The 24,148-nt window shown below is 69.2% G+C and carries 20 protein-coding genes; 14 read left to right on the forward strand and 6 right to left on the reverse strand.

All coding sequences use genetic code 11. The features are described 5' to 3' along the window. Positions 1-955 precede the first annotated feature (955 nt). From J5226_RS15870 to J5226_RS15925, 12 genes are all read left to right on the forward strand, one after another. Positions 956-1,540 (forward strand): hypothetical protein, encoded by a 585-nt coding sequence (locus J5226_RS15870; RefSeq protein WP_215835412.1) that lies wholly within the window; start codon positions 956-958, stop codon positions 1,538-1,540. An 87-nt stretch (positions 1,541-1,627) separates the two neighbouring features. Next, positions 1,628-2,932 carry a peptidoglycan-binding domain-containing protein gene (locus tag J5226_RS15875; protein ID WP_255322814.1) on the forward strand — a complete coding sequence of 435 codons (1,305 nt, stop codon included), beginning with the start codon at positions 1,628-1,630 and terminating at the stop codon, positions 2,930-2,932. A gap of 172 nt (positions 2,933-3,104) precedes the next feature. Then, positions 3,105-4,142 (forward strand): hypothetical protein, encoded by a 1,038-nt coding sequence (locus J5226_RS15880; RefSeq protein WP_215835413.1) that lies wholly within the window; start codon positions 3,105-3,107, stop codon positions 4,140-4,142. A 77-nt stretch (positions 4,143-4,219) separates the two neighbouring features. Further along, complete coding sequence (locus J5226_RS15885; protein ID WP_215835414.1) at positions 4,220-6,226, forward strand: XVIPCD domain-containing protein; 2,007 nt, start codon at positions 4,220-4,222, stop codon at positions 6,224-6,226. A 181-nt stretch (positions 6,227-6,407) separates the two neighbouring features. Continuing rightward, positions 6,408-7,124, forward strand: coding sequence for a hypothetical protein (locus J5226_RS15890; protein WP_215835415.1), 717 nt, complete (start codon positions 6,408-6,410; stop codon positions 7,122-7,124). A gap of 61 nt (positions 7,125-7,185) precedes the next feature. Next, a complete protein-coding gene (locus J5226_RS15895) occupies positions 7,186-8,397 on the forward strand; it encodes an XVIPCD domain-containing protein (RefSeq protein ID WP_215835416.1) in 1,212 nt (403 codons plus the stop codon). 380 nt (positions 8,398-8,777) lie between these two features. After that, a complete protein-coding gene (locus tag J5226_RS15900) occupies positions 8,778-9,287 on the forward strand; it encodes a hypothetical protein (protein WP_215835417.1) in 510 nt (169 codons plus the stop codon). A gap of 36 nt (positions 9,288-9,323) precedes the next feature. Next, the gene (locus J5226_RS15905; RefSeq protein WP_255322815.1) at positions 9,324-10,442 is read left to right on the forward strand and encodes an XVIPCD domain-containing protein; all 1,119 of its coding nucleotides are present in this window, start codon (positions 9,324-9,326) and stop codon (positions 10,440-10,442) included. Between the two features lie 391 nt (positions 10,443-10,833). Next, positions 10,834-11,391, forward strand: a complete 558-nt coding sequence (locus J5226_RS15910) for an XVIPCD domain-containing protein (RefSeq protein WP_215835418.1) — start codon at positions 10,834-10,836, stop codon at positions 11,389-11,391. Between the two features lie 34 nt (positions 11,392-11,425). Continuing rightward, positions 11,426-11,716, forward strand: coding sequence for a hypothetical protein (locus tag J5226_RS15915; RefSeq protein ID WP_215835419.1), 291 nt, complete (start codon positions 11,426-11,428; stop codon positions 11,714-11,716). 37 nt (positions 11,717-11,753) lie between these two features. Continuing rightward, a complete protein-coding gene (locus J5226_RS15920) occupies positions 11,754-13,430 on the forward strand; it encodes a type IV secretory system conjugative DNA transfer family protein (RefSeq protein ID WP_255322816.1) in 1,677 nt (558 codons plus the stop codon). Between the two features lie 264 nt (positions 13,431-13,694). After that, complete coding sequence (locus J5226_RS15925) at positions 13,695-14,492, forward strand: amidohydrolase (RefSeq protein ID WP_215835420.1); 798 nt, start codon at positions 13,695-13,697, stop codon at positions 14,490-14,492. A 215-nt stretch (positions 14,493-14,707) separates the two neighbouring features. On the opposite strand, the gene J5226_RS15930 is transcribed toward J5226_RS15925, so the two are convergent. Both J5226_RS15930 and J5226_RS15935 read right to left on the reverse strand, forming a co-directional pair. Next, complete coding sequence (locus J5226_RS15930; protein WP_215835421.1) at positions 14,708-15,862, reverse strand: NAD(P)/FAD-dependent oxidoreductase; 1,155 nt, start codon at positions 15,860-15,862, stop codon at positions 14,708-14,710. 283 nt (positions 15,863-16,145) lie between these two features. Further along, entirely contained in the window at positions 16,146-16,718 is a 573-nt protein-coding gene (locus J5226_RS15935; RefSeq protein ID WP_215835422.1) for a TetR/AcrR family transcriptional regulator, read from the reverse strand. Positions 16,719-16,842: 124 nt separating this feature from the next. On the opposite strand from J5226_RS15935, the gene J5226_RS15940 reads away from it, so the two are divergent. Then, on the forward strand, positions 16,843-17,310 hold the full coding sequence (locus tag J5226_RS15940; RefSeq protein ID WP_215835423.1) for a nuclear transport factor 2 family protein: 468 nt from the start codon (positions 16,843-16,845) through the stop codon (positions 17,308-17,310). A 388-nt stretch (positions 17,311-17,698) separates the two neighbouring features. Here J5226_RS15940 and J5226_RS15945 read toward each other — a convergent pair whose 3' ends face one another. The 4 genes from J5226_RS15945 to J5226_RS15960 all read right to left on the reverse strand — a co-directional run bounded on the left by J5226_RS15945 (position 17,699) and on the right by J5226_RS15960 (position 22,912). Continuing rightward, entirely contained in the window at positions 17,699-18,889 is a 1,191-nt protein-coding gene (locus tag J5226_RS15945) for a serine hydrolase domain-containing protein (RefSeq protein WP_215835424.1), read from the reverse strand. A gap of 321 nt (positions 18,890-19,210) precedes the next feature. Continuing rightward, the gene (locus tag J5226_RS15950) at positions 19,211-20,851 is read right to left on the reverse strand and encodes a pseudouridine synthase (protein ID WP_215835425.1); all 1,641 of its coding nucleotides are present in this window, start codon (positions 20,849-20,851) and stop codon (positions 19,211-19,213) included. Next, complete coding sequence (scpB, locus tag J5226_RS15955) at positions 20,848-21,846, reverse strand: SMC-Scp complex subunit ScpB (protein ID WP_215835426.1); 999 nt, start codon at positions 21,844-21,846, stop codon at positions 20,848-20,850. The genes J5226_RS15950 and scpB overlap by 4 nt, the downstream gene beginning before the upstream one ends. Positions 21,847-21,970: 124 nt before the next feature. Then, entirely contained in the window at positions 21,971-22,912 is a 942-nt protein-coding gene (locus J5226_RS15960) for a ScpA family protein (protein ID WP_215835427.1), read from the reverse strand. A 634-nt stretch (positions 22,913-23,546) separates the two neighbouring features. Here J5226_RS15960 and J5226_RS15965 point away from each other — a divergent pair. Then, positions 23,547-24,122 (forward strand): hypothetical protein, encoded by a 576-nt coding sequence (locus tag J5226_RS15965; protein ID WP_215835428.1) that lies wholly within the window; start codon positions 23,547-23,549, stop codon positions 24,120-24,122. Positions 24,123-24,148: the final 26 nt, after the last annotated feature.

The raw sequence follows: 24,148 nt of genomic DNA on the forward strand, positions 1-24,148 counted from the left end.
GAGAGCTGGTCGTAAGCTCCATGTCCTTGCTTGGTGGGTCGCGATGATCGCAGCGGGAAATGTACGAGCCGAGCAAGGCTGCGGCGACGGATACATCCCGACCACCACGCCTAATGGTGTTCAATGCATGCCCATTCCTGGGTTGTATCAAACGCCCGCGGAGGCGCCGGCTCCTACGGTTCCACGGAGTCGGTGGGCTGATCGCTGGGGCGCTATCGCTACGGATAGCGCTTCAGGCAGCACCGGTATCGTCGGCAGCATGTCCAGCGAACGTAAGGCGAGGCAAGGCGCGTTGGCCCAGTGCAAGAGCAAGGGCGGCGCCGATTGCCAAATACAGATCACTTATTCGAACCAGTGCGGCGTGCTGGCGTGGGGCAACAACAAGATGAGCGCCGCTCGCGGCGCTACTCTCGAAGAAGCCTCAAAAATGGCCATCGACGAGTGCGAGCGCGGCGCTGGTACTTCATGCAAAGTTTTCTTTTCGGACTGCAGTTTGCCTGAGCGGAGATAGCGGCGTGGCGAAGCGGCAATCGTTGGCTCTGCGTCATTGCGGCCGCGCTATTCGCGACCGACGCAAAGGGGCCGGTAGGTGTCCGAGCGCTGCGCGCATTGCGCGACGGTTGGAAATTCCCTGGAGCCGGAGAGTGCGACGCTCGCCAGCGGCTTGTTTCGCCGGGCCGTCTTGCGGTAACCGTTCGACGTCGATGGCGCAGGTTGAACTTCGACCCTCCTCAAGCCTGCATGCAACTGTGATAAAACACCCACACCGCACACGCCGCAGGTCGGCGAGGTCCGCATGAAGTTTTCGCCCCATTGCGCATTGATGCTCGTCGCGGCCCTGATGGTAGGCTGTAAGCCTGCTTCGGCCCCGTCGTCCGCCCAGACCTCGCCGGCCGCCGCGCCGGCGGCTCCGGCGGCCGCCGCGGCGGCGCAAGTTGAGCAAGGAAAGCAGGTGATGAGTCCGCTGCAAGGTCTGCTGGATGTGTTGGCCGCTCAGGGCGGCGCGACGTGGTCGGCGTTCGAGAGCGCCGCTGGCGTGCACTGGCGCGACCCGGCGCCGCAGGACAATCCCGATTCGACGTCGCCCGAGGACGCGCGTTACCGCGCCGGCACCTTGTTGCTGAGCGGCTTCGGCCTGGTCGACGTGCCCGACGGCAAGACCGGCGCCGAGGCCGGCACCCGTCAGGCCAACGAAGGCGAGGTTGGCGCCACGCTGAACGGGGACGGCGAGCGCGTGCATTCGCTGGTGCTGGTGAAGTTCTACGCCAACGAGAACTACCTCGAAGTGCTGCAGCGCCAGTTCGGCGCGGGCGCGTCGGTCAAGCCGATCGCCGGACAGTGCGAGTTGGACTACGGCACCACGGCCGAGAACACCCAGGCCAATCAGTTCTTCGAGCTGCGCTTGACAGACACGAAAATCGTGTATGCTGAGGGCTATGTGGACGACGGCGGCAATCAAGGCCCCGGCACCACCACGTATCAGTTCACCCTAACCAAGCCGGCGCAGAAGATCGCGTCGATGCGCTGTAAGGAGCTCTGAAGCCTCTGACGGAGGCTTGCGGTACCCGGTCCCGGTAAGGACCACACACAACTTAACGATCCAGTCTATCCATATAGGAACAGCATCATGGCTGATAGACGTGAGAAGGCAGCGGCCACTGCCCACGAGTACCACCAGGGTACGATCGCGAACTTGGACGACGCGATGACCCGGCGATTGGTTGCTTCTACGGTCATGACCGAGAGCAACGGCGGTGATCTGGCCATCACCAACAAGCAAGGTTACGTCGGTCGCTATCAAGCGGGAGCCGGTTGGCTCGCCGACGCCGGCTATGTCGACAAGAACAAGCTCGACGCCGCGATGAAACGCGACGGCTTCGACCCTGCCACCGTGCGCGGCGCGGAATGGAAATGGGCGAGCGCCGGCGGCATGACCCGCTTCCTCGACGACAAGTCCAACTGGAACCACGGCCTGAGCCTGGACCAGTACAAGGGCTCGGCCGAGCTGCAGGACAAGGCCTTCAAGACCAACAGCGACCAGGCCTATCGCCAGGCGCTCAAGGCCGGCGTGCTCGACGAAGACTCCAAGCCCGAATTGGTCGCCGGTTTCCTCAAGGCGCGCCACATCGCGGGTTACGGCGGCGCCGTGGCCGCGGTCACCGGCGGGCGCGCAACGCGCGACGCCAACGGCACCAGCAACTACGACTACCTGCACGACATCACCCGCAATCGCGACGGCCTGAATCAATACATGGCGCGCGATCCGAAGACGCTGTCGCGCGGCGACGAGCCGCAGCCGGCGCGTCCGGCGGCGAGCGCGAACGCGCCGGCGATGGCCGACGGCCTGCTCAAGCACGGCGAGCGCGGCGCGGACGTGCGCGCGATGCAGGAAGCGCTCAACAAACTCGGTTACCGCGACGCGCAGGGCCAGCCCTTGCGCGCCGACGGCGACTACGGCGACCGCACCGGCGAATCGCTGCGCGGTTTCCAGCGCGCGCACGGGCTCAAGGAGGACGGCGTCGCCGGCCCCAAGACCCTCGACGCGCTCAAGCAGGCGGCGCAATCGCCGCTGCTGTCCAATCCCGCCCATCCCGACCACGGCCTGTACAAGGGCGCCGTGGACGGCCTGGAAAAGCTCGGCCCGAACGCGTTCAAGAACCGCGACGAGCTCGAGCGCACGGCGGGCACGCTGGCCTACGAAGCCAAGATCGGCGGCTTCAAGCAGATCGACCACGTCGTCCCCACCGCCAACGGCGCAGGCCTGTTCGCGGTGCAGGGCGGGCTGAGCGATCCGGGCCATCAGCGCCTCCACGTCGACAAGCAGCAAGCGGCGAATCAGCCGCTGGAGCAGTCGACCTATCAGGCCAAGCTCGACGCCCCGCAAGCGGCGCCCAGCCAGGACACGCAGAGAAACCGAACCCAGGGCCTCTGAGCCGCGGCAACGCGTTCGCGTACGGATCGCTTCGATCCGCGCGCAACGCGTCGCCACGGCGGCGGTCGCCCGGGAGCGCGCTGCGCGCGGCTTCGGCCGCGTCCCGTCCGCCTCGGACCGCGAGCCCGGCCACGGCCGATGCGACGACCTCATCGATCAGAACACCCGATCCATGCAACCGATCAAAACCTCCATCACCTCTGCGAACGCACCGCGGCGCCCGACGCCCGCACCGCGATTCCGGCCCGCGCTCGCGCTGGGGCTGCTGATCGCGACGCTGGCCGGCTGCAACGCCGCGCTCGCGCTGGGGCTGCTGATCGCGACGCTGGCCGGCTGCAACGCCGCGCCCGATGCGACCGCGCAGAGCGCTTCCACGGCGGCCTCCCAGGCCGTCGCCCAACCCGACGCCAAGCCCATGCACGACACTCAGCACACCGTTCCCGCCATCGCCCCGCCGTCGCCCGGCGCCGTGCTCGACGCGATCTACGACGCGCGCGGCGACGGCTCGGACTCGTACGAAGTCGCCAACGGTTCGGTCGCGACCTTCTGGTACGGCTACGAATTCGACTTCGGCGGCAAGCGCTACTACAGCGGTTTCGCTTACGCCACGCCGGAAAAGTACGGCAAGGAACGCGACGAGGAACTGCCCGCGCCGGACGCGCTGGTGACGCTGTCGCAGGCGACCTTCGAGCGCAGCGGCGACGCCGCGCAGCCGTGGACGCTGCTGGGTTCGCAGCCCTCGCTCGGCGAATTCGGTCGCTACGAGCGCGCGCCGACGGTGGACAAGGCGCGCGAGATCGCCCGCTTCGTCACCGACGGCGGCGGCGAAGTGCTGGCGGTGCCGTCGAGCCAGAGCATCAACGAAGGCATCAGCGCGCATTACTACGATCTATTCGTGCGCACCCACAGCGACGAACTGCCGGGCAATCCGGGGCCGTGGCGCTACGCCGGCAACGTCGATGCCGGCAGCGACAACGCCGACGGCTGCGCCACCGACGCGGTCGACGCCAAGACCTTGCCGCCGTGCGTGAGCAGCAAGGGCGCGATCGCGTTCCAGGCGGCCGGCGGCGCGTTGCCGCAGATCGCGGTGGCGATGTCCGGCACCGAGATTTCCGGCCCCGGCCAAGTGCGCACGCTCGATAGCGGCGACCGCGCGCTGTACCGCTACGACGACAAAACTCAAGCGTACCGCTCGACCGCGGCGCGCTGATCCGATTACCGAACACCCACGACAACGACACGACGCGGCCAGCCGCCGCGACGAACTAAACCAAGAGAGAGGACGCCATGGCGCACGACTACAGCAAAAAGGAAGTTCTGGACATCGTGGAGCGCGAAGCCAAGCAAAGCGGCATTCCGCGCGACGACTTTCTGCGCTTCGCCTACATCGAAACCGGCGGACGGTTCGACGAGAAGGCCGCGCACCGCAACAGCAAGGGCGAAGTGACCGCCGCCGGCCTGTTCCAGTTCGTGCCGGACACCGCTAAGGCCTACGGCATCCACGGCCGCGAATTCGATCCGGTGGTCAACACCGACGCCGCGGCGAAGCTGTACCTGCACAACCGCGAAACCCTGACCAACCGCCACGCCACCGACGGCCGCGCGTATTTGTCGGGCAAGCCGGAGCCGGACGGCATGGACATGTACCTGGCGCACCAGCAGGGCGCGCGCGGCTACCGCTCGATCCAGACCGCGATCGCCACCGGCCACTTCCTCGACGAGAAGACCCGCGAAAATTTCCGTCCGAACATCTCCAGCGAGGATTGCGAAAAGATCCTGGGCATCACCAAGAAGGAGTTCATGAAGCTGCCCGATCGCGAGATGGCGCAGAACTTCGTGAAGTACTGGGACACCAAGTACGACCGGATCGCGATCCCGGAGAAGAACATCCAGCCGCTGCGCGACGAGCCGCACGCGCCGAAGCAGCCGGCCGCGCAGCATCAGCCGGCGCCTCATCAGCCCGCGCCGCACCAGCCGGCTCCGCACCAGCCCGCCGCGCAGCAACCCGCCGCGCAGCAGCCGGCGGCGCCCAAGCCGGGCGCGGCGGCCGGCGGCATCGCGCTGGAGTCGGCGTATCAGCTGACCCTGCAGTACGACTACGTCAAGTACGGCTTCGGTTCCAAGAACGTGGACAGCGGCAAGGTCGATTGCTCGGGGTGGATCACCCACCTGCAGAACTCGACGATGAAGGAGATCAACGCCAAGGCCGGCCACACCGTGTTCTCCAAGGACGAGATGTTCTCGCCGGGCTACGACAACGCCGCAGCGCTGGTGCGCAAGTCCGAGCAGCGGTCGGGCGTGATGATCGAAGGCAAGGCGGTGACCGCCGCGGTGCTCAAGGAAGGCATGATCATCGGCGAGGACAACGGCCGCACCTCGTGGGACAAGGGCTTCTACAAGGGCATCGACCACATCACCATGGTGGTGCGCGATCCCAAGAGCGGCGATCTCAAGATCAGCCAGTCGCGCGGCGGCGAAGGCGTGGAGTTGAGCTCGGTCGACGATTACCTCAAGTACAAGCACGGCAAGGGCGTGCAGCTGTACGCGACCGACCCGCTGGCCGAAGCGCGCGAACTGCTCAAGGACCGCGGCCAGACCCGCGGCCAGGCGCCGCATGCCGAAGCCAAGCACGAGGCCAAGGCCGAGCCCAAGCACGAGCAGCCCAAGCCCGCCAACGCCGGCCACGGCGCGCTGGCCGACGGCGTGCTCGACCGCAACGAGAAGGGCCGCGACGTGCGCGCGCTGCAGGAAGGGCTCAACAAGCTCGGCTACACCGACGGCCACGGCAAGCCGCTGTCGGCCGACGCCAACTTCGGCCCGCGCACCGAGGAAGCGGTGCGCAAGTTCCAGCAGGCGCACGGCTTGAAGCCCGACGGCGACGCCGGCCCGCTGACGCTGGACGCGATGAAGAAGTCGCTGGCGCATCCTCAGTTGTGCGATCCCAAGCATCCCAACCACGGCATGTATCAGGACGCGACCCAGCAGTTGCAGAAGCTCGGCGGCTTCAAGTCGGCCGACGAACTGCACCGCACCGCCGCGGCGCTGACCTACGAAGCGCGCGTCGGCGGCATGGACAAGATCGCCCAGGTGCTGCCGAACAAGAGCGGCACCGGCTACTTCGCGGTCGGCGGCGAGCCGAGCGATCCGGCGACGTCGCGCGCTTACGTCGACAAGGCGTCGGCGGCGAACCAGTCGGTCGAGCGCAGCAGCGAACAGCTGCGCCAGGACGTGCCGGCGCAGGCCGCGCAGCAGCAGACCGAACAGCAGAACAAGGCGAAGACGATGGCGGCCTGATCGTCGTCGGGCGCGCCGCGCCACGCCGTTCGCGGCGTGCGCGGCGGCGCGGGGCAGGGCGCGTTCGCCGTCGCGACGGCGAACGCCGCCTCCCGCCGCGCATCGCGCCATCGCTTCACGCAACGCCTTGCGCCACCCGCATCACCGCAATCGTCTTTCCACCGAAATCCGGAACCGGCCGATGAATCTCCAACGCAACGCTCCGTCGCTCCTCGCCGTCGTGCTGTCGCTCGCGCTCGCCGCGTGCGGCCAGCAGCAGGCCGGCGCGCCATCGTCCCCCGTGGCGCAGCCCGACGGCTCGGCCGGTTCCACCTCTACGCCCGCGGCTCCTGCCGCGTCCGCCGACGCCGCGACCGCGGCGCCGTCCTCCCCGCAAACGCAGCCCGCCCCGATGACCACCGAGATCCCGCAAGGCTTTTCTTCCTACGCCTCCGAAGCGATCGGCGACAACCAGCGTTGCATCGCCGGCGCCGCCAGCGACGAGGACGGCATGAACCAGCACCCGGTCGCCTACCTCGCGCAAGCCTCCGGCAAGCCGATCTGGACGCGCACGCTGGACCTGCCCGCCGACACCTACCAAAGCCGCGCCACCCATTGCCTGCGTCAAGGCGATGCGCTGTACGTGCTGCTGCAGTCCGACACCCAGCCCGCGCAGGCGCTTTCGCAGACCTTGCTGCGCGTGGTCAAGCTCAACCTCGCCGACGGCGCGGTGCAGGCCGGCGCCGATGTCGCGGTCGGCGAAGGCGACGGCGCGTTCTCGGCGAGCGTCGCCGAAGGCGCCAAGCATTTGCGTTGGGAGAACGGCGGCGTGGTCGTGTCCGGCCAGTACTTCGCGCTCGACGCGCCCGATCAACGCAAGGATTTCTCCGCCGCGCTCAAGGCCGATCTGAGCCGCTGAGCCGCCACTCATCCCGTTCCATCGCCGCGGCCGCGAGCCGGGCGCAGACAAGGAGTTAGCCATGGGCAATAAGGAAGAATTCATCGCCGATCTGTATCCGGCGGCCGTGCGCGTGTCCAAGCAGACCGGCATGTCGGCCGAGCTGATCCTGGCCCAGGCCGCGCTGGAAACCGGCTGGGGCGAGAAGGTCCTGCCGGGCACCAACAACATCTTCAACATCAAGGACAGCAAGGGCTGGGACGGCCCGACCAAGAGCTTCAACGTGTGGGAGATCGAGGGCGGCAAGAAGGTCTGGAAGGACCAGGATTTCCGCGTCTACGGTTCCATGGACGAAGCCTTGACCGACCGGGTCAAGTTCCTCAAGGAAAACGGCCGCTACGCCAAGGCCGGGCTGTTCGACGAAGGCACGCTCGGCGATCTGAAGAAGGAAGCCGGCGCCTTGCAGAAGGCCGGCTACGCCACCGATCCGCATTACGCCGAGCAGCTGGCCAAGGTGTTCAACGGCCCGACCATGCGTCGCGGCATCGCCCTGGCCGAAAGCCGCGGCGCGCCCGAACTGCCCGAGCACAAGCCCGGCGAACACAAGCCGGGCGAACACAAGCCCGCCGCGCCGGCCAAGCCGGCCGACGCGATGGCCGACGGCCGCCTGCGCCAGGGCGAGGACGGCCCGGCGGTGAAGGCGATGCAGGAGCGCTTGAACGAACTGGGCTTCCGCGACGCCAAGGGCCATCCGCTCAAGCCCGACGGCGACTTCGGCCCGGCGACCAAGCACGCGCTGCAGCAGGCGCAGCGCGCCTACGGCCTGGACGACGACGGCGTCGCCGGTCCGAAGACGCTGGACGCCTTGAAGAAGGCGCCGCCCGAGAAGGCCGCGCCCGAAAAGGCCGAGCCCGGCGCGTTGCTGTCGGATCCGGCCAACCGCGACAACGGCATGTACAAGCAGGCGGTCGCGGGGCTGGAAAAGCTCGGCCCGAACGCGTTCGGCAACCGTCAGGAGCTCGAGCGCGCCGCCGGCACGCTGACCTACGAAGCCAAGGTCAGCGGCCTGAGCAGCATCGACAAGGTCGTGCTCAACACCAACGGCACCGGTTTGTTCGCGGTGCAGGGCGAGCTCAACGATCCGGCCGCGCGCCGCGTCCACGCCGACAAGGCGCAGGCCGCGAGCGTGCCGCTGGAACGCAGCAGCGAGCAGCTGCGCCAGGACGTGCCGCAGCAGGCGCAGACCCCGAACGCGCAGACGCAGGAGCGCGCGCCGAAGGTCATGAGCGCCTGATCGGGCCGCGAGGCACGGAGTAAGACGCGCGCCGCGGGGAGGCGGCGCGCGCGAAGCAAGGACGACAGCGCTGCGCCACCGGTCCGATCCGGTCGCGGCGCCGGCGCAGGATGCGCCGCCAAGGACGGCAAGCCGGGACGCGGAGTCAGGGACGGCGCAGCGCGGGAGCGGGCAGGTCGGGGAGGACCGGCCCGCGCAACGCGCAGCGACGCGACGCGGCCAGGGAGCGGACGCCAAGGACGGCGAGGCCGGGCGCCGGGGCCGAAAGGCCCCGGCGGGCCGGAAGCAAGGCGGATGCGAACGGCGTGCGGCCGTGCGCAGACGCGCGACAGGCTAGCTGCGACAGTGCGGCACGGCAGTTCGAACGAGGAAGACAAGGCATGAAATCGCAAAACACGCGTTGGACCGGAACCTTGCTGCTGAGCGCCCTGTTGGCGCTGGGCGGCTGCGACCTGGCCTCCAACAGCCAGCCGGCGGCGGCCGCGCCCGATCAGGCCGCGGCGGAAAAGCCGGCGCGGCCCGCGGCGGAAACGAAACCGGCCACGGCCTGCCCGTCGCAAGATTTCGACGCGTTCCTGGCGGCGTTCGCCGACGACGCCGATGTGCAACGCGCGTTCACCGAGCGCCCGCTGCGCAGCGAAACCGTCGACGCCAACGCCGACCCCGAGCCCAAGCCGGTGACCGCGATGCTCGACGGCGACGCGCTCACGTTCCCGCTGATGGCCAGCCGCGCCAAGCAGCAGGCCGAAGGTTTGGTGCTGAGCCAGACCGAGCTCAACGGCGACAAGCAGGTGCTGCTGGCCAAGCCCGACACCGATTACCAACTCTCGTTCTTCTTCCGCAAGGGCGAGTGCTGGACCTTGTACCGCATGCGCGACGACTCGCTGTAACCCTCTGGCGCGACCGGTCTTTCATCAGGAGCCGACATGTCTTACCAAGACGTCATGAACACCATCCTGCCGCCGCAGCAGGGGCGTTCGCCGCACATCACCGGGCACTACGGCGAGCACCGCGGCAACGGGCCGCACGGCGGTTCGGACTTCAACTACGTCGGCGGACAGGCCGGCGTGAACCTCACCCATCCGACCCTGCATTCGCCGGTGGCCGGCACGGTCGAGTTCGTCGGCGGCCGCTACGGCACCGTCACCATCGTCGACGGCGAGGGCAACCGCCATCAGCTGCTGCACACGCAGAGCCAGTCGGTCGTGGTCGGCCAGCGGGTCGAGCCGGGCACCACGATCGGCACGATGGGCGGGCGCGGCCCCAACGGCGAGGCGCAATACGCCCAGCACGTGCATTACCAAATGAAGGACGCGCAGGGCAACAACATCAACCCCGAAACCTTCTGGAACCAGCGCGAACACGGCGGCCGCACCGCCGCCGCGCCGGTCGCCGCGGGCGCCGACGGCGTGCTGCGCCAGGGCGAACGCGGGCCGGAAGTGCGCGCGCTGCAGGAAACGCTCAACCGTCTGGGCTATCGCGACGACCAAGGCCGCGCGCTCACGCCCGACGGCGATTTCGGCGAACGCAGCCGGCAGGCGGTCGCGCGCTTCCAGCGCGAGAACGGCTTGCACGAGGACGGCGTCGCCGGCCGCGACACGATGAAGGCGCTGCGCGACGCCGGCCCGCGTCAGGCCGGCGACGAACGCGCGCTGATCTCCAACCCGAACCATCCCGACAACGGCATGTACCGGCAAGCGCTGGCCGGTTTGGAGCGGCTCGGGCCCGAGGCCGGTTTTCGCGGCGCGCAGGATCGCGAGCGCGCCGCCGCCACGCTGACGTACGAAGCGCGCGTCAGCGGCATGAACCGGATCGACCACGTCGTGCAGAACGTCAACGGCAACGGCGTGTTCGCGGTGCAGGGTGGCTTGAACGATCCGGCCCATCACCGCGTATACGCCGACAAGCAGCAGGCGATGAACCAAAGCGTCGAGCAATCGAGCCAGCGTCTGGCCCAGGACGCGCCGGCGCAGCAGGCGACGCAGCAGCAGAGCCAGCAGCAACAACACCAGCAGCACCAGCCCCCGCGCATGACGCTGGGCTGAGGCTGGGCCCGGCTCGGCCGGGAACCGCCGCGCGGGAGGCGCGGCGGGTGTGGAAAGCGGGCGTCGGCCGGCAAGGAGGCCGCGACGGCGCCGCAGTTCGATCGGTACAGGCCGCCGCGCCGTCGGTGGAGGCGGCGGACCCGCGCCGATCGAGGAACCCCGCAGGCCAGGGACGGCGTCGAAGTCTCTGCGGGGTTCGCGACAAGGAGGTCCCGGCTTCGTCCGCGAGGGCGGGGCAGGCACGGCAGGCTCGATCGCTAGGGAGATCGAGCCTGCCGCTGCCGCTTGCCTCGGCCGCGCCCGGGTTCGACCGAACCGGCGGCTGGGGGTAGGCTGCCGGTGTACGGCGGCCAAGGATCGCGACCGGACCCGCTCCGGCAGGGAGACGACGATGAATTCGCAATCGCAAGACCAAACGCTGCGGGTCGGCACCGAAGCCAGCTCGCAAACCCTCGACGAGGTGCGCCGGGCGCAGCAGCGCAATCTGCTCAGCAGCCCCAGCCACCCGCAGCACGAGCAGTTCGCTCATGTGCGCGTGTGCCTCGACCGCAACGACGCGGCACGCCAATTCAGCCCCGGCGAACGCGACAACCTCGCCGGCGCGCTGCTGGCCGAGGCCACCCGCGAACGCCAGCGCGTGGACCACGTCGCCTTCAGCCAGGACGGCAAGCGCGCGTTCGCGGTCGAGGGCGACGCCCCGGCGCAGCGGATCTGCTACGTCGAGGCGCAACAGGCCGCGCAGCAATCGCTGCAGCGCAGCAGCGAACAGACCGATCAGCTGGTGCGCGAGCAGACCTTGCGCGACCAGCAGCGCCAGACCGAGCGCGAGCGCGAGAAGGAGCGCGAAACCGAGCGCCAGCGCCAAACCCCCGATCGCGACGACGAGCGTCAGCAGCAGCAACAGCAGCCGTCGGCCGCGGCGCGCGCGCTGACCCGCGAGCGCGACTGAGCGCGCCGTCGGCGCGCAGGCCCAGGAGGACCGCATGAGTTTGAACAACGAATACCAGCACCACGTCCGCACCAAGGGCAAGTACCAGATCGTCGCCCTGACCCGCGATTCGGATTTCGTCGAAAACGACGTCTACGGCTACGCGGTCCTGTCCTCGGACGGGGTCAAGCTGCGTCACGATCTGACCCTCAGCGACGCCATGAAGTGGGTGGACGAGGAAATCCTGCGGGAATTGTTGTCCAACGGCAGCCTTTCGCCGGATATGATGGCGCAATCGCGCCCGGCGGAGCGTTCCGGGCTCCGGGCAGGCCGGAAGCGACGCTGACCGACAGCGGGTTCGGGGATCAAGCAGGAAGTAAAACGTGAAAGGGAAGGCGATTGGCGCCATCGTGGCGCTGTTGGTGACCGCGGTTGCGGGTTTGTATCTGTCCGGCTACTTCACCCTGATGCTGCTCAAGCTCAGCGCGCCGCTGGCTTGGGACACCTATCTGCAATACGTCAAGGCGCTCGACCTGCCGCAGGTCAAGCCGTACGCCAACAAGATCAAGATCGGCGGCATGCTCGGCTTCGGCTTTCCCGGCGTGCTGTACCTGGGCCTGCTCTATCTGATCTTCAAGCCCAAGAAGCAGTCCATGCACGGCGACGCGCGTTTCGCCAACGCCGGCGACCTGGACAAGAAGGACATGTTCAAGTCGACCCCGACCTCGATCGTGGTCGGCAAGTACAACGGCAAGCTGGTCCAGCTCAGCGGCCAGCAGTTCGTGATCCTCGCCGCGCCGACCCGTTCGGGCAAGGGCGTGGGCATCGTCATTCCGAACCTGCTCAACTACCAGGCGTCGATGGTGGTGCTGGACATCAAGCAGGAAAACTTCGACCTCACCAGCGGCTGGCGCGCGGGGCAGGGGCAGGAGATCTACCTGTTCAATCCCTTCGCCGAAGACCGCCGCACCCATCGCTGGAATCCGCTGACCTACGTGTCCGCCGATCCGGCGTTCCGCGTCTCGGACCTGATGAGCATCGCGGCGATGCTGTATCCGGACGGCTCGGACGATCAGAAGTTCTGGGTCAGCCAGGCGCGCAACGCGTTCATGGCCTTCACCCTGTACCTGTTCGAGGCCTACGACGACGCGCAGAAGGTCGGCTTCCCGTTCGCCACCCAGCCGACCATCGGCGCGGTGTTCCGGCTGTCGTCCGGCGACGGCAAGAGCGAGCTCAAGCCCTTCCTCAAGGGCCTGTCGGAGCGTCCGTTCCTGAGCCAGAACGCGAAGGCCGCGTTCGCCAACATGCTGTCGCAGGCCGACGAGACCTTCGCCTCGATCCTGGGCACGTTCAAGGAACCCTTGAACCCTTGGATCAACCCGGTGCTCGACGCGGCCACCGCGACCGACGACTTCCTGCTGACCGATCTGCGCAAGAAGAAGATGACGATCTACGTCGGCATCCAGCCGAACAAGCTGGCCGAGAGCCGCTTGATCGTGAATCTGTTCTTCAGCCAGATCATCAACCTCAACACCCGCGAACTGCCGCAGAACAACAAGGAACTGAAGCACCAGTGCCTGTTGCTGATGGACGAGTTCACCTCCATCGGCAAGGTCGACATCATCGCCTCGGCGGTGTCGTACATGGCCGGCTACAACATCCGCCTGCTGCCGATCATCCAGAGCATGTCGCAGCTCGACGCGACCTACGGCAAGGACGTCTCGCGCACGATCATCACCAACCACGCGCTGCAGATCATCTACGCCCCGCGCGAACAGCAGGACGCCAACGACTACTCCGAGATGCTCGGCTACACCACGGTGCGCAAGACCAACATCACCCGCGGTAAGGACATCTCGCGCAGCGAATCCGAGGAACGCCGCGCGCTGATGCTGCCGCAGGAACTCAAGGCGATGGGCTTCGACAACGAAGTGTTCCTGTACGAAGGCATCCCGCACCCGGTGAAGTGCGACAAGATCAAGTACTACCAGGACAAGCTGTTCACCCAGCGCCTGCTGCCGAAGGTCACCGTGCCGATGCTCGACATCAAGATCGGGTAAGCGGGCAGGGCGCCAGCGCCAACGAAAAGCCGCCGGTCTCCGGCGGCTTTTTTTATGACCCCCGGTCGCGTCGCGACCCCGACCGCTCCCTGTAGGAGCGGCGTGAGCCGCGACCGCACCACCGCGCCCACGATGAACGTTCGACGTAGTTGTGTGCCCGCGGTCGCGGCTCGCGCCGCTCCTACAGGGACTGCGGCCGGTCCCGTTCCTAACTCGCTTACTCGGGCCATAATGCCCGCAGACCCGAGCCCGCCTTCCGCCCCCATGAACGATCTGCGCATCACCCTGATCCAAGGCGCCACCCGCTGGCACGACCCCGCCGGCAACCGCGAGTACTACGGCGAACTGCTCGGCCAGACCCAGGGCATCACCGACCTGGTGCTGCTGCCGGAAACCTTCACCAGCGGCTTCAGCAACGACGCCATCGGCAACGCCGAAACCATGGACGGCCCGACCGTCGCCTGGATCCGCGAACAAGCGGCCCGGCTCGGCGCCGCGATCTGCGGCAGCGTGCAGCTGCGCACCGACGAGGGCGTGTTCAACCGCCTGTTGTTCGCCACGCCCGACGGCGCGCTGCAGACCTACGACAAGCGCCACCTGTTCCGCTACGCCAAGGAACACGAGCGCTACGCCGCCGGCCACGACCGCCTCACCGTGGAATGGAAGGGTTGGCGGATCTGCCCGCTGGTCTGCTACGACCTGCGTTTCCCGGTGTTCTCGCGCAACCGCTTCGACGTCGAACGCCCCGGCGCGCTCGACTACGACCTGCTGCTGTACGTCGCCAACTGGCCGTCGGCGCGCGCCTACCCGTGGAAGACCTTGCTGCGCGCCCGCGCCATCGAGAACCTGTGCTACGTCGCCGGCCTCAACCGCGTCGGCACCGACGGCAACGGCCTGCATTACGCCGGCGACAGCGCCGTGATCGACTTCCTCGGCCACCCGATCAGCGAATGCACCGACGAGGAAGTGGTGGTCACCACGACCTTGCAGGCGGCCGAGTTGGCCGCGCACCGCGAGCGGTTTCCGGCGATGTTGGATGGGGATCGGTTCGAGCTGGCCTGAGCCGCGCGCTCGATTCCATTCCCCGTCATTCCGGCGAAAGCCGGAACCCATTTTGATCTTTCTCCACGTTTGCCAGCGGACTCGACGACGGCGAAAGCAATGGGTTCCGGCTTTCGCCGGAATGAGGGTTTGAGGGCGAAGCGTCGCCAAGCTATCGCCGTACCGACGGCGCTTCGCGCTCGCTGACTTCTAACGCCTGGTCAGTATTTCCCGCTTCAATAGTGCTCCGAAGCGCGCGACCGAGCCGCGCCTTCCGCGATCTCGTCCTCGCCCATCCCGCGCTTGTGGAAGTACACCTGCTCGGCCGCCCAGCGCAGCGGCGTGGAGTTCAGCAGCAGGTCGAACGGCCAGTCGAACTGGAAGCGGTCGAACGCCCAGCGCAGCGCGCGCTTGCGGCGGAAGCGCGGCGCGGCGTCCTCGGCGATGGATTCCGGCGCGGGGCCGATGCCGCGCGCGTGCAGGGCGATGGCTTGGCCCAAGGTTTCGCCGTGCGCCCAGGCCGAATGGATGCCGCCGGCGGTGACCGGCGAGACGATGCCGGCGGCGTCGCCGGTGAGCATCGCGCCGTCGCGCGCCAGCGGGAACACCGGGCCGCCGCAGGGAATCAGGCCGGCGCGGGTGTGCGCGGGCTGCAAATTTTCCGGCAAGCCGACCGCGCCGCGCACGCGCGCCAGGAAGCCGTCGATGTCGGGCACGCGCGCGTGTTCGGCGTCGTGGCGCAGCGCCAGACCGGCCTGCACGCCGGTCGGGTTCTGCGCGACCCAGCCGATGTAGCCCGGCGCGTAGCGCTTGCTGACGAAGCAGTGCAGGGCGCCGGATTCGGGCAGGCTGGCGCCGGGGAATTCGTACTCGATGCCGTACAGGAACTCCTGCGTGCGGCCCAGCCCGGTGCGCTCGGCGACGCGCGACTTGGCGCCGTCGGCGCCGACCAGGAAACGCGCGCGGCCGACGCCTTCGATGCGCCAGCCGTTGTCCTCGCGCTCGGCGTGGGTGAACGACGCGCCCAGGCGCAGATCCACGCCGTGGCGTTGCAGTTCCTGCGCCAGCCAACGCATCAGGCGCGGCGTGTCGGTGGTGAGGAAGTAATAGCCCGGCGCGCTCAGCGCCATGCTGCGCAGGTTCGGCGAATACAGCCGCACCCGCTCGACCCGATGCGTGCAGCTCTCCGGCGCGCGGCTCAGCCAGGTGCGCTCGGCCGCTTCCTTGACCACGATGCCGGTGGTGCGCAGCTTGTCGCCGGGATCGCGCTTGCGCTCCAGCACCACCACGCGCAGGCCCGCGCGCACGGCCGCGAGCGCGCAGGCGGCGCCGGCGAAACTGGCGCCGACCACGACCAGGTCGCAATCGAAACGGTCGGAATTCGGAAGCATGGCGCGGACCTCGGCTGGGGATTGCGCCGCAGTGTGTCCGCTGAAGGCGAAGCGCGTATGGGGTCTGTGTGAAGTGTCGGACTGGGTCACGCGCGAAGCGCTTACGCGGTCGGCGTAAGCGCTAAACAATCGTAAATCCGCGGTTGCGGGCGCGGCGCTCGATGGGGGAGGGCGCGCTTGTTCGACGACTGCGTAGCAGCGGGCGCGCGTGTCATGAAGGCGCTGACGGCGAGCGCGTTCGTCGCAGGTGCGCGATGCCGAAGGCGTGTTCGCCGAGGATGGATCAGCGCGCTTTTTTCGACGCGGGGGAATCGACGATCGCGCGCAAGGCCGCTAACGCGTCGTCCGGCGAACCGTCGCACACCGCGCGCACGATCGCCCCGTCGACCGCGACGGCCAAGGTGCGCGCGCGCGCTTCCCGCGTCGGCCCGGCCGGCAGCGACTCGGCGATGCGCGCCTGCATCGCGCGCTTGTGCGCGCGCGAGCGCTCCACCGCTTCGGGCAGCGTCGGGCCGAGTTCGGCGACGGTGTTGATGAAGGCGCAGCCGCGGAACTGCGGATGCGCGAACCATTCCGCCAGCGCCGGCGCCAGCGCGTCGGCGCCGTCGCCGTGGCGGCGCAGGGCCGCGTCGAACCACGCCATCCAGCGTTCGTGGCGGTAGTCGAGAAACGCCAGGATCAGATCGTTCTTGCTCGGGTAATGCCGGTACAGCGTGACCTTGGTCACGCCGGATTCGGCGATGACCCGGTCGATGCCGGTGGCGCGCACGCCTTCCAGGTAGAACAGATCGTGCGCGGTCTGCAGGATGCGTTCGCGCGCGCTCGGGGTTGGAGCCGGGGCGGTCTTGCCGTTCATGGCGCGATGGTAGACCGATCCGTCTACTGGCGCCAGGGGTGTAGACAGATCGGTCTACATGGCGTAGCGTGATGTGTAGACAGAGTTGTCTACACACGCTTCGCCCAACAACCGAGGACGTCCCATGGATACCCGCCCGCCGCTGCCCCCGTTCACCCGCGAAACCGCCGCGCAGAAAGTCCGCCTCGCCGAGGACGCTTGGAACACGCGCGATCCCGAGCGCATCGCCCAGGCTTACACGGCCGATACGCGTTGGCGCAACCGCGCCGAGTTCGTCGAAGGCCGCCAGGACGTGGTCGCGTTCCTGCAGCGCAAATGGAGCCGCGAACTCGAGTACCGGCTGATCAAGGAACTGTGGGCGAACGACGGCCACCGCATCGCGGTGCGCTTCGCCTACGAATGGCGCGACGATGCGGGGCAGTGGTACCGCAGCTACGGCAACGAGAATTGGGAGTTCGCCGAGGACGGCCGCATGGCGCTGCGCATCGCCAGCATCAACGACAAGCCGATCGCCGAGAGCGAGCGAAAGTTCCGTTGGCCGCAGGGCCGGCGGCCGGACGAGCATCCGGGTTTGAGCGAATTGGGCCTGTAATCCGGCCGTTCGCGTCGCAGTCGCGCGCGCTTCCTGTAGGAGCGGCGCGAGCCGCGACCGCGAAACCGCGCTTACGCCGCAACCCGCCTAACGCGGTCGCAGCTCACGCAGCTCCTACAGTCGGAAACGCCGCGTCGCAGCTCTGTAGGAGCGGCGTGAGCCGCGACCGAGAAACCACACTTGCGTCGTAAGCCGCCTGTCGCGGTCGCAGCTTGCGCAGCTCCTACAGTCGGCAATGCCGCAACGCAGATTCTTGTAGGAGCGGCGCGAGCCGCGACCGCGACACCGCGCTTACGCCGCACGCCGACTATCGCGGTCGCAGCTTACGCAGCTCCTACCGTCGGCAATGCCGCAACGTGGCTCCTACCGCGTAGACGAAACGTCGATCTCAAGCGTCGTCCAACCCCGCATACACCGCATCGCGCAGATCGAACACGAACGCCCCGTCCATCCCCTCGATCGCCGTATTGGTCAACGCCACCACGCTCAACGCGCGCTGCGGGTCGAGGAACCAGGAGTGGCCGTACACGCCGCCCCAGGCGAGGGTGCCGCGCGATTGCGGCGTGGCCGCGGCGACCGGGTCGGCCAGCACCGCGGCGCCGTAGCCGTGGCCCCAGCCCGGGTCGTTGCCTTCGACGCCGGCGGGCGTATGCGCCTGCATCAGGATCGCCGCCGCTTCGGGCGACAGCGCGCCGTCGCCGCCGCGGCGCAGCGCTTCCAGCAGCTTGAGCACGTCGCCGGCGCTGCCGGCCATGCCGGCGCCGCCGGAGGGGTAGGAGCCGGCCTTTTCGATCCGGCCCGGCGCGTAGCGCAGGACGCCGTCGAAGAACGGCAGCTCGCTGCCGTCGTGCATGCGCAGCGGCCGGCGCGAGCCGTCGGCGGCGCGGCCGTCGGTGTAGTGCGCGACCAGGCGCTTGTAATCGGCGACCTGGAAGCCGGTGTCGGCCATCGCCAGCGGCGCGAGGATCGTCTCCTCGATCAACGTCGGCAGCGGCGTGCCGGTCGCGCGCGCCATCGCTTCGCCGAGCACGTCCAGGCCGATCGAATACTTGAACCCGCGGCCCGGCGCGAAGCGCAGGCGGGTGCGGGCGAGGCGGCGCAGGTTTTCCTCGATGTCCAGGCCGGGCTGGTCGAAGCCGTCGGACACTTCGTGCGCGTCGTAATCGCCGCCGGAGGGTTCGCCGAAGCGATAGCTCAGGCCCGAGGTGTGGGCGAGCAGCTGACGCAGGCTGATATCCGGCGCGGTGCCGTCGGCGAGCTGCGGGCGGAACTGCGGCAGCCAGCGGGTCACCGGCGCGTCCAGGTCGATCCGGCCGCGCTGGGCCAGTTCGACCGCGGCCGCGGCGACGATGGGCTTGGTCACCGAGGCCAGCAAGAAGATCGCGTCCTCGCGCATCAGCCGGTCGGATTCGCGGTCGGCCTGGCCGGCGGCGCGGCGGTAGACGATTTGGCCGTCGCGCGCGATCAGCACCACCGCGCCGACCAGCCGGCGTTCGGCCAAGGCGCGGTCGAGCGCGTCGTCGACGCGGTCGCGCAGGGACAGGGCCGCGACGGGCGCGGCGGAGGCGGCAAGGTTCATGGCAGGCGCTCCTGCGGAGGGACAGGTGGAAAATGGCAGGAATTGTGCAATGCACAAGTGACCGTGGCGAAACACTGCGGTGTCGCCGGCCGGATTGCGCGCCGGGCCGCATGAGCGCAGGCGTTGGGCGCCGTTTGCCGGATGTTGCGGGTGGTTTTGCCGAGGTTGTGCGGAGCCTGCGCGGAAATGCACGGCCCCGCGCGCAACTCCGGCGGATCGGTTCCGGTCGTCCGCGCGGCTCAGATCCCGGATGTTCCCGATCCCGAAAACGACGAAGGGCGCTCGCGCGCCCTTCGCCGGAACCTCATTGGCTAAGCCCGATCAGCCGCGCGGACCGCGACCGCCGCCGGGACGGCCGCCGCCGCGCGGGCCGCCGGGACGCGGCGCGCCGCCCGGACGGGCGTTGCCGCCGGGACGCGGCGCGCCGGCGCGGTTGCCGCCGGGCTTGCCGCCGCCCGGACGGGCGTTGCCGCGCGCCGGACGCTCGCCGCCGTACGGATTGAAGCCGCCGGGGGTGGCGTGATCGGAGGGGAAGCTCGGGGCGTTGCCCGGGTGGCCGTAAGGACGCGCGGCGCGCTGACCCTGGCCTTGACCCTGGCTGCGGCCACCGCCGCCGCCACCGCCGTACGGGCTGTTGCCGCCCGCGCCGCCGCCGAAGCCGCCCGCGCCGCCCTGGGCGCGGCCGCGACCGGCGCCGGCACCGCGCGCACCGCCGCCGCCGGGACCGCCGGCGCCCGGACGGCCGCCGCCGCCTTTCTTGCCGCGGCCGTCGGGATTGCGGTGGCCGCTCGGCCCGGTTTCCACGCCCTCGGGCACGTACCAGGTGCGGAACGCCGCCGGATTGCCCTCGGGCAGTGGCTTGACGCCCTTTTCCTTGCGGGTCTTGAACGGCTTGTTGGACTGCTTGGCCGCGGCCTCGCCGCTGACCGTCAGGCCGCCGTGCTTGCGCGGACCGCCGCGGCCGCGGCCGCCGCGATCCTCGCGCACGTGATCGAAGCGGCGCAGTTCGCGGCCTTCGTCGGCGGTGTTGTGGCCGCCGACGTAGCCGTGCGAGCGCTCGCCGCCGGACAGGTGCACGGTCGACTTGGCCGCCTTGCGCTGGCCGATCACCGGCTGCAGGGTCAGCGCCGAGGGCGTGCCGTCTTCCAGGCCCAGCTCCTTGCGCAGCGCCTCGACCTTGTCGCCGGCCAGTTCCTGCGAATGGCCGCGCAGCAGCTCGCGCGGCAGCGCCACGCCGCCGTAGCGGATGCGCTTGAGGCGGCTGACCTGGCAGCCCTGCGATTCCCACAGGCGGCGCACTTCGCGGTTGCGGCCTTCCTTGACCACGACGCGGAACCAGTCGTGCGAATCGGTGCCGCCGATGCGTTCGATCTCGTCGAACTTGGCCGGGCCGTCGTCCAGCGACACGCCGCGGGCGAGGCGTTCGATCAGGGCGTCCGGCACGGTGTCCTCGCCCTCGGGAGCGCGCACGCGGCAGACGTACTCGCGCTCGACCTCGAAGGAGGGATGCATCAGCGCATTGGCCAGCTCGCCGTCGGTGGTGAGCAGGAGCAGGCCGGTGGTGTTGATGTCGAGGCGGCCGATCGCGATCCAGCGCGCGCCCTTGAGCGCGGGCAGCGAATCGAAGATGGTCGGGCGGCCTTCGGGGTCTTCGCGCGTGGTGACCTCGCCCTCGGGCTTGTTGTACATCAGCACGCGGGAGGGTTCGGTCAGGGCGCTGGCGACGAAACTGCGGCCGTCCAGCTCGATCTTGTCGCCGCCCTTGATGCTCACGCCGACCTGGGCGACATCCCCATTGACCTTGACCAGGCCGTCGGCGATGCGTTGTTCGAGTGCGCGGCGCGAACCCAGCCCCGCTTGCGCGAGCACTTTATGCAGGCGCTCTTCCAGGCGCGGCGCTTCGGGGGCCGTGCCGTCACCGCTGCGCTTCAACGAGAGCTTGCGGGGTTTTTCGTCAGTCATTTCTGTTGCTCCGGCCGGTCGTCTTCGGACTCGGCCTCAAGTTCCGGAACGGTCGTCGTCTCGACGGCGTGTTGGTCTTGCTCGTGATCGTTCGCGTCCGCCGCGCGCTCGCCCGGCGCGGCTTCGGGGTCGTCCGACAGGACGGTGTGTTCGGGGTCTTCGTCCGCCGGCGCGGCAGGCGCGTCGGCGGTTTGGGATTCGGGGGCGGCCTCGGCGGCGGAGTCGTCGCCGTCGGCCTGGGAGTCGGGGGCGGGCGCTGCGGCCGCGTCGCCGGTTTCGGCGTCCGCGTCCGCTTCGGCCTCGTCGCCGGCGGCCGCATCGGCTTCGGCGTCGCTGTTCGCGTCCGCGCCGGCTTCGTCGTTGGCCGCCGCTTCGGCGCCGTCGGCGGCCGCGGCATCGCCGTCGCCGTCGGCGTTCACGCCGGCCGGGATCGGCGCGCCGTCCAGCGGCAGCTGCGGTTCCAGCTCGCCGATGTCCTTGAGCTCCGACAGCGGCGGCAGGTCGTCCAGGCGCTTGAGGCCGAAGTAATCGAGGAAGGCCTTGGTGGTGCCGAACAGGGCCGGCTTACCGGGCACGTCGCGGTGGCCGACCACGCGGATCCACTCGCGCTCTTCCAACGCCTTGATGATGTTGCTGCTGACCGCCACGCCGCGGACCTGCTCGATCTCGCCGCGGGTGATCGGCTGGCGGTAGGCGATCAGCGCCAGGGTTTCCAGGGTGGCGCGGGTGTAGCGGGTCTGGCGCTCGGTCCACAGCCGCGCGACCCAGGCGTGCACGTCGGCCTGGACCTGAAAGCGGAAGCCGGAGGCGACCTCGACCAGCTCCACGCCGCGCCCGGCGCAACCCTCGCGCAGGGTCTGCAGCGCGGTTTCCACGCTGTCCGGCGGCGCCGGCTGGTCCTCCGGGAACAGCGCGTGCAACTGCGCCAGCGACAGCGGCTGGTTGGCCGCGAGCAAGGCGGCTTCGACGATGCGGGTGATGAGCAGTGGGTCCATTACAGCCGGGGGTCGGGAATGGGGGAAAGGGGGCGGTCGGCGACAGCGGCAGCGGGGCGGTGCGGGCGGAGCGGGGGTGCCGGAGCGGTCGGAGTCCGCGGCGCGGACGGGCCGGCGCGCAGGCTCACGCTTCGTCTTCGTCGTTGGCGGCCGAATCGAACTCGCTGCTGAGCTCGATTTCGTCCGGGTCCTTCATCAGCGCCAGCGACTTGACGTAGATCGGCGCCAGCGGAGCGTCCTGGACGATCTCCACCAGCTGCTCCTTGGCCAAGGTCAGCACGCCGAGGAAGGTCACCACCACGCCGAGCCGGCCTTCCTCGACCGTGAACAGCGACTCGAACCGGTAGAACGCGCCGTCCGCCATGCGCGTGAGCAGCTCGCCCATGCGTTGGCGCACGCTCAGCGCGTCGCGCTTGATCGCGTGCTGGGTGTACAGCTCGGCGCGCTTGAACACGTCGTGCAGGGCCAGCAGCAGTTCCTTGAGCTCGACCGGCGGCGGCAGCCGGACCGAGGCGCGGTCGGGCACGAAGGCCTGCACCGGCGCGTTGTCGCGGTCCTGGCGGGGCAGGGCGTCGATGTCCTCGGCCGCCTTCTTGTAGCGCTCGTACTCTTGCAGGCGGCGGACCAGCTCGGCGCGCGGGTCCTCTTCCTCGCCTTCCTCGTTGACCGCGCGCGGCAGCAGCATGCGCGATTTGATCTCGGCCAGCATCGCGGCCATGACCAGGTAGTCGGCGGCCAGCTCGAAGCGCATCTCGTGCATGGCCTGGATGTATTCGACGTACTGGCGGGTGATGTCCGCCACCGGGATGTCGAGGATGTCCAGGTTCTGCCGGCGGATCAGGTACAGCAGCAGGTCGAGCGGGCCTTCGAAGGCCTCCAGGATGACTTCCAGCGCGTCCGGCGGGATGTACAGATCCTGCGGGATCTGCAGCACCGGCTGGCCGTGCACCACCGCCAGCGGCATTTCCTGCTGCTGCGGCGCGGTCGGGGCCGGATTGGGCGCGGCGACGGGTCCGGCGGAGTCGTCCGCGGTGGGTTCGTCGGTGGGCGCGGCTTGGTGGGTCATCAGGAACCGGCCCCTCCGGGCCGTCGGCAAAGCATGTTGCGACGATGCGCGCGGCACGCGGCCGCGCCGGGCCTGCGTTCGGGACGCATGGGAACCAGGTTCCCAAGGCGGCGATCCCCAAAAGCGGGGCTCCCCTGCGTGCCGGACGAAGCGTCCCTACGGGTGCTACGGATCACTCAAAAAAGGTGTGCGCTTGGCCCGAACAACTCCGGCCGGCGCGCCGGTCGGAACCGGGCGGCTGGGGCGAGGAGGCTTGCGGGCGCGGGCCTGAGGACGACAGCGATGCACGCGTACCGGCGCACCGATGGTGTGCGTGGGAGTACGGGTACGGACGTGGCGACGGGCGTGGGGTTCCGGTCGCGACGGGGTTTGCTGCATCCGGCCTGACGGCAATCGGGGTTTAGGGTAAGGGCTGGGCGCGATGGTGTCCAGCGCCGGCATGAACGGCAAGCGGCCGACACCGGGGGCGGGGCGGGCGATCGGCGCCGTTCTAGAGCAATTGATCCACGCGCAGCGGACATCTTTATAGGTATGCGCGCGGCCGCCGAACGGTCGCCGCGCGTTGCCGTCGGGGGGCGGCATGCGGCTAGACTGGCGCCATCGCGGCATTCACGCACGTTTGGGGAACTCTAGGATGAAGCAAGCAAGGATCGCGGCCCTCGCGCTGGCCGTGGCATTGGCGGCCTGCAGCAAGCCGCCGGCCGCCGCGCCCGAAGCGGCGCAACCGGCGCCCGCCGCCCAGCCCGCGGCCGCCGCCGGCGCGACGCCGGCCCCGGCCGCCGAACCCGCCGCCGCGCGCCCGGCCCTGCCCGAAGGCGCCTGCGCCAAGACCGAGGACGGCTTCGACAGCTTCCTGGAGGCCTACATCGGCCAGCCGGACAAGCGCGCCGCCTACACCGCGCCGGACATCGAAGTGCGCGAGCTCAAGGACCCGGCCAAGCTGGTCGCCAAGCAAAGCGCGCAGCAGGCCGGCCCGTTCCGCATCGCCCTGGTCGATTCGCAGTGGTCCTACTTCGACCCGGCCAAGCCCGACGGCGAAATGGCCCGCATCGATCTGAACCGCAATCTCGACGGCGACCGCGTGCGCGTGGACTACGTCAAGGCCGAGTTCTCGCCCGACGAGGAAGTGGTCAAGACCCTCGGCGCGCCGGAAGCCTATGTGTTCGAATTCAAACAAGGGTGCTGGCAGCTGACCCAGCAGCTGCGCTGATCGCGCGCCCGCGACCACCGACGCGG

The organism is Lysobacter sp. K5869, from assembly GCF_018847975.1.
Taxonomy (GTDB): Bacteria; Pseudomonadota; Gammaproteobacteria; order Xanthomonadales; family Xanthomonadaceae; genus Lysobacter.